Annotated in this window: 9 protein-coding genes; all 9 read right to left on the bottom strand. The window is 71.9% G+C overall.

Annotation, left to right across the window (positions count from 1 at the left end; translation table 11 throughout):
* Positions 1-42: 42 nt before the first annotated feature.
* The 9 genes from RV986_RS30160 to sbnA all read right to left on the bottom strand — a co-directional run bounded on the left by RV986_RS30160 (position 43) and on the right by sbnA (position 8792).
* Positions 43-297: an MbtH family protein gene (locus RV986_RS30160; protein WP_475920404.1), complete on the bottom strand. Its 255-nt coding sequence runs from the start codon at positions 295-297 to the stop codon at positions 43-45.
* Between the two features lie 177 nt (positions 298-474).
* The gene (locus RV986_RS30155; RefSeq protein ID WP_475920403.1) at positions 475-1725 is read right to left on the bottom strand and encodes an FAD-dependent monooxygenase; all 1251 of its coding nucleotides are present in this window, start codon (positions 1723-1725) and stop codon (positions 475-477) included.
* A gap of 78 nt (positions 1726-1803) precedes the next feature.
* Complete coding sequence (locus tag RV986_RS30150; RefSeq protein WP_475920402.1) at positions 1804-3252, bottom strand: condensation domain-containing protein; 1449 nt, start codon at positions 3250-3252, stop codon at positions 1804-1806.
* Positions 3249-3983 carry a DsbA family protein gene (locus tag RV986_RS30145; protein ID WP_475920401.1) on the bottom strand — a complete coding sequence of 245 codons (735 nt, stop codon included), beginning with the start codon at positions 3981-3983 and terminating at the stop codon, positions 3249-3251. Before RV986_RS30145 ends, RV986_RS30150 begins: the two co-directional genes overlap by 4 nt.
* A 66-nt stretch (positions 3984-4049) precedes the next feature.
* On the bottom strand, positions 4050-4793 hold the full coding sequence (gene fabG, locus RV986_RS30140) for a 3-oxoacyl-ACP reductase FabG (RefSeq protein WP_475920400.1): 744 nt from the start codon (positions 4791-4793) through the stop codon (positions 4050-4052).
* Between the two features lie 70 nt (positions 4794-4863).
* On the bottom strand, positions 4864-5958 hold the full coding sequence (locus tag RV986_RS30135) for a beta-ketoacyl synthase N-terminal-like domain-containing protein (RefSeq protein ID WP_475920399.1): 1095 nt from the start codon (positions 5956-5958) through the stop codon (positions 4864-4866).
* A 26-nt stretch (positions 5959-5984) separates the two neighbouring features.
* Complete coding sequence (locus RV986_RS30130) at positions 5985-7235, bottom strand: beta-ketoacyl-[acyl-carrier-protein] synthase family protein (protein WP_475920398.1); 1251 nt, start codon at positions 7233-7235, stop codon at positions 5985-5987.
* Entirely contained in the window at positions 7232-7495 is a 264-nt protein-coding gene (locus tag RV986_RS30125) for an acyl carrier protein (RefSeq protein ID WP_475920397.1), read from the bottom strand. The genes RV986_RS30130 and RV986_RS30125 overlap by 4 nt, the downstream gene beginning before the upstream one ends.
* Positions 7496-7697: 202 nt before the next feature.
* On the bottom strand, positions 7698-8792 hold the full coding sequence (gene sbnA / locus RV986_RS30120; protein ID WP_475920396.1) for a 2,3-diaminopropionate biosynthesis protein SbnA: 1095 nt from the start codon (positions 8790-8792) through the stop codon (positions 7698-7700).
* Positions 8793-8812: the final 20 nt, after the last annotated feature.

Raw genomic sequence — 8812 nt, 5'->3', positions numbered from 1 at the left:
ATCTCTCCTCCATCGGGATCGGCGGTGCGGGTGGGCAAGGGCTCAGGCGACGGCGGTCGTGCCGGCGACGGCGGTGGTGCCGGCCTCGGCCGCCTGCTCCATGCGGCGGCGCAGGCTCAGCGGGCGCATGTCGGTCCACAGGGTGTTGATGCGCTCCAGGCATTCCCCGCGGCTGCCCCGGGTGCCCTCGGCGTGCCAGCCGGCCGGGAGGGCGCGGTCGGCCCACCAGAGCGAGTACTGCTCCTCGTCGTTGAGCACGACGCTGTACACGATTTCGTCGGACAGGTGTTCAGCCATGGGGTGTCCCTTCTGCGCGGTCAGGTACTGGCCCATCGTTGAACGCGGCGCTATCGGTGGTTTATCGCGCGCCTATACACCCCCTACGCCCCCCTCCGCCCCCCTTCGAACGTGGGCGGGCCCCCGACGCCGGATGCGTCGGGGGCCCGTGACTGCCGTTGACCGGATGAGGAGTGATCAGGCGGCGTTGTTGTTCAGGTTGTTGTTGTTGGAGTTGTTGTTGTTCAGGTTCGCCTCGACGTCGTTCGCGAGGATCCACGCGACGTTGTTGGCCTGGTTGTTGACGTTGTTGTTGTTGAGGTTGTTGTTGTTCGAGTTGTTGTTGGAGTTGTTGTTCATAAGAGAGTTCCTCTCGTTGGATTCCTTGGGTGGTTGACCGTCCCGTGAACCCAGCTGCACACGGGTCGTGTGCGGCCGGCGGGTCGCTTCGTAGCGGGCCAGCGCGGCGGCGGTGCCCGCCGCGCCCGGTTCCGCCTCATCGAGGCAGATGGCGAGCGCCACCCCGTCCTCGATGGCCTGGTTGGCTCCCTGCCCGTGGTGCGGGAGCATCGGGTGGGCCGCGTCGCCGAGCAGCGTGGTGCGGGCGGTGCTCCAGCGCTCCAGCGGGGCCCGGTCGTACAGCGCCCAGCGGCGCACGTCCCGGGCCGCCGCGACCAGCTCGCGCACCTGCGGGGCCCACCCGGTGAGCGCGGCGTCGAGGTCGCTGTGGTCGGCGGCGCTGGTCCACGACTCGTCGAGGCCCTCGGGCGCCGGGGCGACCACGACGTAGGTGAACTGCCGCCCCCCGCCGACCGGGTAGACCAGCACCCGTGCCGCCGGCCCGGCGAACATGTACATCAGCGTGGGGTCGAGCGAGGGCACGTCGGCCGCGTCGACCAGACCGCGCAGGGCGCTGTTGCCGGAGTAGACCGGCTGCTCGGGCCCGGTGAGCCGGCGCCGTACGACCGAGTGCGCCCCGTCCGCGCCGACCAGCGCGGAGGCCCGGGTGGAGCGGCCGTCCGCGAAGTGCAGGGTGACACCCTTGGGGCTCTCCTCGTACGCCACCACCTCGCGCCCGGTGTGCACCCGCGCGGCGGGCAGCAGCGAGGCCAGCATCCGGTGCAGGTCGCCGCGGTGCACGGTCAGATAGGGGGCGTGGAAGAGCTGCTCCCAGCCGGCGCCCATGTCCTGCCGCATCACGGTCGCCCCGTTGTGGAAGGCGCGCACCTCCAGCGCCTCGGGGCGGACCGCCTTCTGGGCCAGCTGCTCGCCCAGGCCCAGGCGGTGCAGCAGCCGGGTGCCGTTGGGGCCCAGGTGCATGCCGACGCCCTGTTCACGCAGGGTCTCGCCCCGCTCGTACACATGGACGTCAAGTCCTCGGCGGTGCAGGGCCGCGGCGGCGGTCAGTCCGCCGATGCCCGCGCCGATCACCGCGATCGTGGTCGTCATCGGTAGTCCCAAGCGGTCTCGAAGGAATCGAAGTCGTTGAAGCCCGTGTCGCCGAAGCCCGTGTCACCGAAGCCCGTGTCACCGAAGCCCGTGTCGCCGAAGCCGGAGACGCCGGAGCCGAGCGCGAGCAGGGCGTCCAGGTCTGCCTCGGCCGCCAGTTCGACATCGGCGACCAGGGTGTCGGGGTCGTGCACGGCGGCCGCGAGCAGCCGCTCGTAGCCGTCCGCGAGACGTTCGACCGTGGCGCGGTCCAGCACGTCGGTGTCGTAGGAGAAAACCGTGGTGACGCCCTCGGGGGTCTGTTCGACGCGCAGCAGCAGGTCCAGCTGGCCCTCCTGCTGCGGTACGTCGATGAGGGCGATGTCGAGTCCCGCGTACGGGATGGCCGGGCCGACCGATGAGGGCGATGTCGAGTCCCGCGTACGGGATGGCCGGGCCGACCGGCTCGCCGGGCGGCACATTGGGGACCGGGGGTTCCATGCGGTCCATCTGGACGAGGAACAGGGCGCTGCGGAACAGGGTGGTCCCCGGGAAGGCCAGGCCGCAGGGGTAGCGGACGTTGAGCATGCCCCGCATGACCCGCTCGCCCGCCCGGACGGCGGCCTGCCGGAAGGTGGTGGCGGGGCCGAACTCGGCCCGGACCGGCATGGTGTTGAGGAAGCAGCCGATCACGTCCCGCATGCCCCGGCCCGAGCGCGCGGAGGCGGGCACCCCGAGCAGGAAGTCGTCCTGGCCCGTCCAGCGGTGGGTGAGCGACTGGAAGACGGCGAGCAGATAGGCGAAGGGGGTGACGCCCGCGGTGTTCGCGGCGGCGGCCAGGCCCTCGGCGGACTCCCGCGGCAGCTGTCGTACGACCGTGTCCCCGCGCAGCGAGCGCACCCGGGGGCGCGGGTGGTCCAGGGGCAGTTCGGCCGGCGCGGAGCCCGCGACCGCCGCCCGCCAGTCCTCGGCCGCGCGCTCGCCCGCCTCGGAGGCGGTGTAGCGCAGCTCCTCCGCCGCGTGGTCGGTGTACGAGCCCTTCAGCGGGCGCCAGGCGGGCCCGGTGCCGGCGGCATGGCCCGCGTAGGCGTCCAGGACGTCCCGCACCAGCAGCCAGCGCGAGGTGAAGTCGCCGACGATGTGGTGGGCGGCGGTCACCAGCGCCCAGTCCTCGTCCGAGCGGCGCAGCAGCACCACCCGGAAGGTGCCGGACTCCAGCCGGAACGGGCGCGCCCCGGCCTCCTCGGCGGCCCGGCACAGCCCCTCCTCGCTCACCCCGTCCAGATCCCTGAACTCCAGGCGTACGACGGGCTGTTCACCGGTGACGCGGACCGGGCGGCCGTCCTGTTCGGTGAAGACCGAGCGGAGCAGCTCCTGGCGTTCCCCGACCGCGGTGACGGCAGCGTCCATGGCAACGGCATCGACCCGGCCGCGCAGCCGCAGGGGCATCACGATGTTGTAGGCGCTGCTGTCGGGGGCGATGCGGTACGCCGTCCACATCGACTCCTGGATCGTGGTCAGCGGCAGCGCGCGCACGGCGGTGCTCATCCGCAGCCTCCCGCGTGGCTCAGGTCGGAGGCGGGGCCGGCGACAAGACCCTCGGGGGCCGTCTCGGGAGCCGCCCCGGGGGCGGACTGCGGCGCGGTCTCCGGCGCGGGCGTCGGCTCGGGGAAGGAGGCGACGAAGTCCGCCACCCGGTCCAGGCCCCAGAACGGCTCCGAGCCGTTGATGAAGTACGGCACCCCGAACACCCCGTCGCGCACCACGTCCAGGAGCGCCTTGACGCCCTGCTCGCGGACCGCCGGGTCGTCGGTCGCGGCGGCCACCTCGGCGGCATCGAGGCCGATCCCGGCGGCCAGCTCGCGCACGGTGGCCGGGTCGCAGATGTCACGGCCCTCCAGCCAGCGGGCGCTGCCCGCCCGTTCGACCCAGGCCTTGCCCAGGCCCCGCCGCTCGGCGAGGAACCAGGTCAGATGGGCGGGCTCCCACCACGGGTCGGCGTCCGTCGGCCAGGTGACCTTCAGACCGCGCGCGGCGGCGAGGCGGCGCACGTCGCGCAGAATGTAGAACTGCTTGGCCCGGGACATCGGCGTGTAGGGGAACTCGGCGCCGGCCTCGGCGAGCAGCTTCTGGCTGGTCTCGTCGGGCTCCCAGAAGGGCCGCCAGTCGAGCGAGTCGAGCAGGGCGGGGTGGTGGGCGCGCAGCTCGCGCAGCGCGAAGAAGTTGTAGGGGCTGCGCAGATTGAAGTAGAAGCGCGGCGGCCTGGCGGCGCGTGGCATCGTTGACTCCCGTTTCCTGTCCTGTGGGCTGCGAGAGGCCGGTCGTACGGGCCCCGGAGGGATGGCTCAGACGACCAGTCCGCCGTCGATGGAGAAGACCTGTCCGGTGATGTACGAGGCGCGCTCACCGGCCAGGAAGGACACGAGTTCCGCGACCTCCTGCGGCTCGCCGAAGCGGCCCAGCGGGATACGGCGGGTCATCTCCTTGGCGTGCTTCTCGGTCAGACCGCCGGTCATGTCGGTGCTGATGAAGCCGGGGGCGACCACGTTGGCACGCAGTCCGGAGCGCCCGGCCTCCTTGGCGAAGGCCTTGGTGAAGCCGATGATCCCGGCCTTGGACGCGGAGTAGTTGGCCTGGCCCGCGTGGCCCGCGGCGGCGACCGAGGAGAGCGTGATCACGGCGCCGCGGCGGCGCTTCATCATCGGGAAGGCCAGCGTCTTGACGAAGTTGTAGGTGCCGTCGAGGTTGGTGCGCACCACGGCGTCCCAGTCCTCGTCGGCCATCATCGCGAGCTGGCTGTCGCGGACGATCCCGGCCGCGGTGACCAGCACATCCACGGGGCCGAGGGTGTCCTCCGTCTCCTGGACGAAGGCGGCCACGCCCTCCCGGTCGGTCACGTCGACCCGCCGGCACAGTGTGCGGGCGCCATGGGCGGCGGCCGACTTCGCGGCGAGCTCGGCGGCCTCCTCGTTGGACTGGAAACACAGCGCCACGTCGTGGCCGTCGCGGGCCAGGGTCTCCACGACGGCCCGCCCGATGCCGCGCGAACCGCCGGTGACGAGGGCGACCGGCCTCGGTGTGTCGGACATGGAGCTTGCCTCTCTGCTGGGGAGCGTTCGGATGCGGTACGAAAACGGGAGCCGAGGTGAGCGGCCGGGTTCAGGCCAGGCGCAGCAGCAGCGCGCCGACGGTGCCGTCCCGGTCGACCGCGGTGACCAGCGTGAGCCGGTCCACCAGGCTCGGTTCGGACTCCGCCTCGGCGAGTACGGCGGCGATCTGGAAGGCGGCGGAGGCCGCGCCCGCGTCGCCGACCAGGGAGCGCACCGGAAGCCGGTTGCCGGTCAGACCGTCGAGGGCGGACTCCTCCTGTTTGCCGAGCAGCCCCGGCGGGGTGCCGGGCGCGATCAGCTCCACGTCCTGCGGTCCGGCCCCGGCGGCGGCCAGCACATCGGCGACACAGCGCTCCAGTGCCGTACCGGCCCGTGCCGTGTCCTGGAAGGCGCGGAAGCGGGAGCCGACGACGGTGGCCAGGACGGGCCTGCCTCCCTCGCGGGCGGCCAGGGCGTCCTCCAGGAGGAAGAGCGCGGCACCCTCGCCGAGCGGCTGCGGCGGTGCGCCCCCGTGGTCGGCGACCCGCTCCAGGCGGCCGCGCTGCACGGAGAACTCCTCGGCCGCGCCGGCCAGCAGCGCCGTGCCGTGTCCGCCGCGCAGCAGCCGGGAGGCGTACTGCAGGGCGAGCAGCGCGGTGGCGGCGCCGCCGGAGACGGTGACGTTGGGGCCCTTGAGGGTGTGCCGGATCGCGCTCTGCCCGGTGGGGCAGTTCATCACGGTGTTGGGGAAGCGGGCCGGGTCCACGAGGTAGGGCTTGTCGCCGGTGAGCGCGTCCCGGGTGAAGTCCATGATCGACTGCACACTGCCGGAGGTGCCGAGCACCAGCCCGGTCGACTCCGGATCGGCGGCGAGCCCGGTGCCGTACTCCTCCAGAAGCATGCCGACCGTGGTCGCCGCGATACCGGTGACCCGGTCCATGGAACGGGTGCCCTTGCGGCCGAGTACGGCCTTGATGTCGAAGCCGGGGATCAGCCCGGCCTCCTGGTACGGGACCGGCCAGAGCGCCGGATCGAGCCCGGCGATCGCGCGCCGCCCGGACCGCAGTCCCTCGGCGAACCCCCGCCTGCCGAGTCCGTACGGCGACGAGACGGCCCAGCCGGATATCACCAACTCCGCTGTGCGGACGCTCACTTGGGGTGCCATGCCGTTCAACTCCTCTCAGACCGGCGCTAGGCCGCTTGGTCCCATTTGCCGAGCACCAGCACGGCGTTGTTGCCGCCGAAGGCGAGGCCGTTGTTCTGCACGACCCGGAGTTCGGCCTCCACCGCCTCGTTGGGCACGCAGTCGACCGCGCACTCGGGGTCGGTGGAACGGTGGTTGATGGTCGGCGGGATGAAGCCCTCCTGGAGCGCCAGGGCGCAGGCCGCGGAGGCGAGCGCGCTGGCGGCGCCCATGGTGTGGCCGATCATCGACTTGATCGACACGGTGCGCGGCAGCTCGTCCCCGAACACCTGGCGGATGGCGCCCACCTCGGTCACGTCGTTGGCCCTGGTGCCGGTGCCGTGCGCCGAGATGAAGTCCACGTCGGCGGCCTCGATCCCGGCGTTGCGGTGCGCGGCGGTGATGCAGCGGGCGATGGAGTCCCGGTCGGGGGCGACCGGGTGGCTGGCGTCGCAGGACAGCCCGTAGCCGAGTACCTCGGCGTAGATGCGGGCGCCGCGGGCCAGCGCGGACTCCAGCGACTCCATCATCAGGATGCCGGCGCCCTCGCCGGTCAGGATGCCCTGCCGGTCGGCGTCGAAGGGGCGGCACACGTCGGGCGCGATGGTGCCGAGCCGGTAGAAGCCGGTGAAGGTCTTGCGGCACAGCGCGTCCGCGCCGCCGCACAGCGCCATCGCGACGTCCCCGGAGCTGATCGCGTCGTAGCCGTAGCCGACCGCGTAGTTGCCGGCCGCGCAGGCGGTGGGGACGGTGACCGTCTCCACGTCCTCCAGGCCGAGTTCGCGGACGATCCCGGCGGCCAGCCGCCCGGGCCACACCCGGCGGGCCACCACCTCGTCGAGGGCGTCGTCACCCTCGGCGACCTGCAGCGCGGTGAGGTGGTCCAGGTCGCGGGACTCGCCGTCGGTGGTGCCGACGGAGACCAGCGTGCGCACCTCGCGCAGCTGCGCCTCGGTCAGCCCCGCGTCCGCCACCGCCATCCGGCCCGCGGCCACCGCGAACTGGGCGGCGCGGCCCAGGTCCTCCGGGGACTGCGCGTCCAGCCACGCCTCGGGCTCGAAGTCGGTGATCTCGCAGGCGTTGGAGTAGGCGAAGCCGGTCGTGTCGAAGGCGCCGATCGGCTTCGCCCCGCTGCTCCCGGCCCGCAGGCCCGCGGCGAAGGCGTCGACCCCGGTGCCGATGCTCGTCACCACGCCGAGGCCGGTGACGACGACCCGGTGCCGGGCCGGACCGGGCCGGTTCGTCCCGCCGGCGCTCACTTGACCTGGGCCTCGGCGACCACGGCGTAGACGCCGGCGAGGTTGACCATACGGCTGAGCTCGGACTGCTTGAGGGTGATGCCGAAGGTGCGCTCCAGCGAGGCGAGGATCTCGATGGTGCGCAGCGAGTCGGCGTCGTGCTCCTCCATGAACAGGCTGGTGTCGGTGACCTCGTCGAGTTCGAGTTCGAGGATGTCGCAGACGATGTCCTTGATATCCGCCTTCTGCCCGTCGTCCAGGGCCGGCAGCTGAGTGGTCATGGGGTGCCTCCGTGAGTCTTCAGTAGGTCCGTGAATCGGTTCGGTGGGTCCGTGCATCGGTTCGGGCGGGTCGTGAGTCGGTTCGGGCGGGTCGTGAGTCGGTTTCAGTGGGTGGCGAGTCGGTTTCAGTGGGTGGTGAGTCGGTTTCGGTGGGTCCGGGAATCGGTGGGATCTCGGACGACTTCCATGCTCCGGGAGGCCGCTATCGGTGCCCTATATCGGCCAACTGGTCTGCGCCTTCCGGCAGTTCAGCGTCCTTCCAGAGCTTGGAGACCTCGCCGAAGTGGCGCTGTACCCAGACGTCGTCGTAGATCGTGTCGAGGTAGCGGTCGCCGCCGTCGGGCAGGATCAGTACGACGTTGGCGCCGGGCTCGATGCCGGGAAGGATGCGTTCCAGCGCGGACACCACGGCTCCCGAGGAGCCGCCCGCGAGGATCGCCTCCCGGGCCACGAGCCGGCGGCAGCCCACCACACAGTCCAGGTCGGTGACGTGGACGACGTGGTCGGCGTCCGAGCGGCGCAGCAGCTTGGGCTGCATCGAGGCGCCGTGCCCCGGCACGAGCCGCACGCACTTGGCGGTCTGCCCGAACAGCACACTGCCTACCGCGTCCACCGCGTGCACGGTGGTGGTGAGGCCGTGCCGACGGATGTACTCGGCGCAGCCGCCCAGGGTGCCGCCGGTGCCGGCCGCCAGGATCAGATGGTCGACCTTGCCGTCCAGAGCCTCGGCGATCTCCCTCATCGTGGTCAGGTGTGCCTGCCGGTTGAGGGGGTTGGCGTACTGGTCGGGCCAGTACGAGTCGGGTGTGACGGCCAGCAGTTCGGCGACCCGGCGCAGCCGCATGGGCAGCAGCTCCCCGGTGACCGGGTCCGGATCGACGACCACCTCGACCCGGGCGCCGTAGGCGCGCAGGATCGCGATGTTCTGCTGGGTGGTGCGGGCGTCGACCACGCAGACGAAGCGCAGGCCGAAGTATCCGCAGATCTGGGCGAGTCCGATCGCGAGGTTTCCGGAACTGGACTCGATCACCGTGGAACGGCCGGGCACGAGTTCCCCGGAACGGATCCGGGCCAGCACCATTCCCAGTGCCGACCTGTCCTTGACGCTGCCACCGGGATTGAACCGCTCGGCCTTGGCGAAAAGCCGTCCGGGAAATTCCGGGACAAGCCGTTCGAGTTCTATCAGCGGGGTCCCTCCGACAGTGGCGAGGATTCCCTTGAGTGCGGCCGGCGGCCCGTCGGGGAACCCGCCCGGTCCCGGCCCCGGGACAACAGCATTCCCGTCTTCGTACGGCATCTGATGCAGCCATCCTCTGC

Source organism: Streptomyces sp. RLA012 (assembly GCF_056270325.1).
Note: the sequence above shows the minus strand (reverse complement) of the source record. Positions and strands in the feature narration are given on the sequence as shown.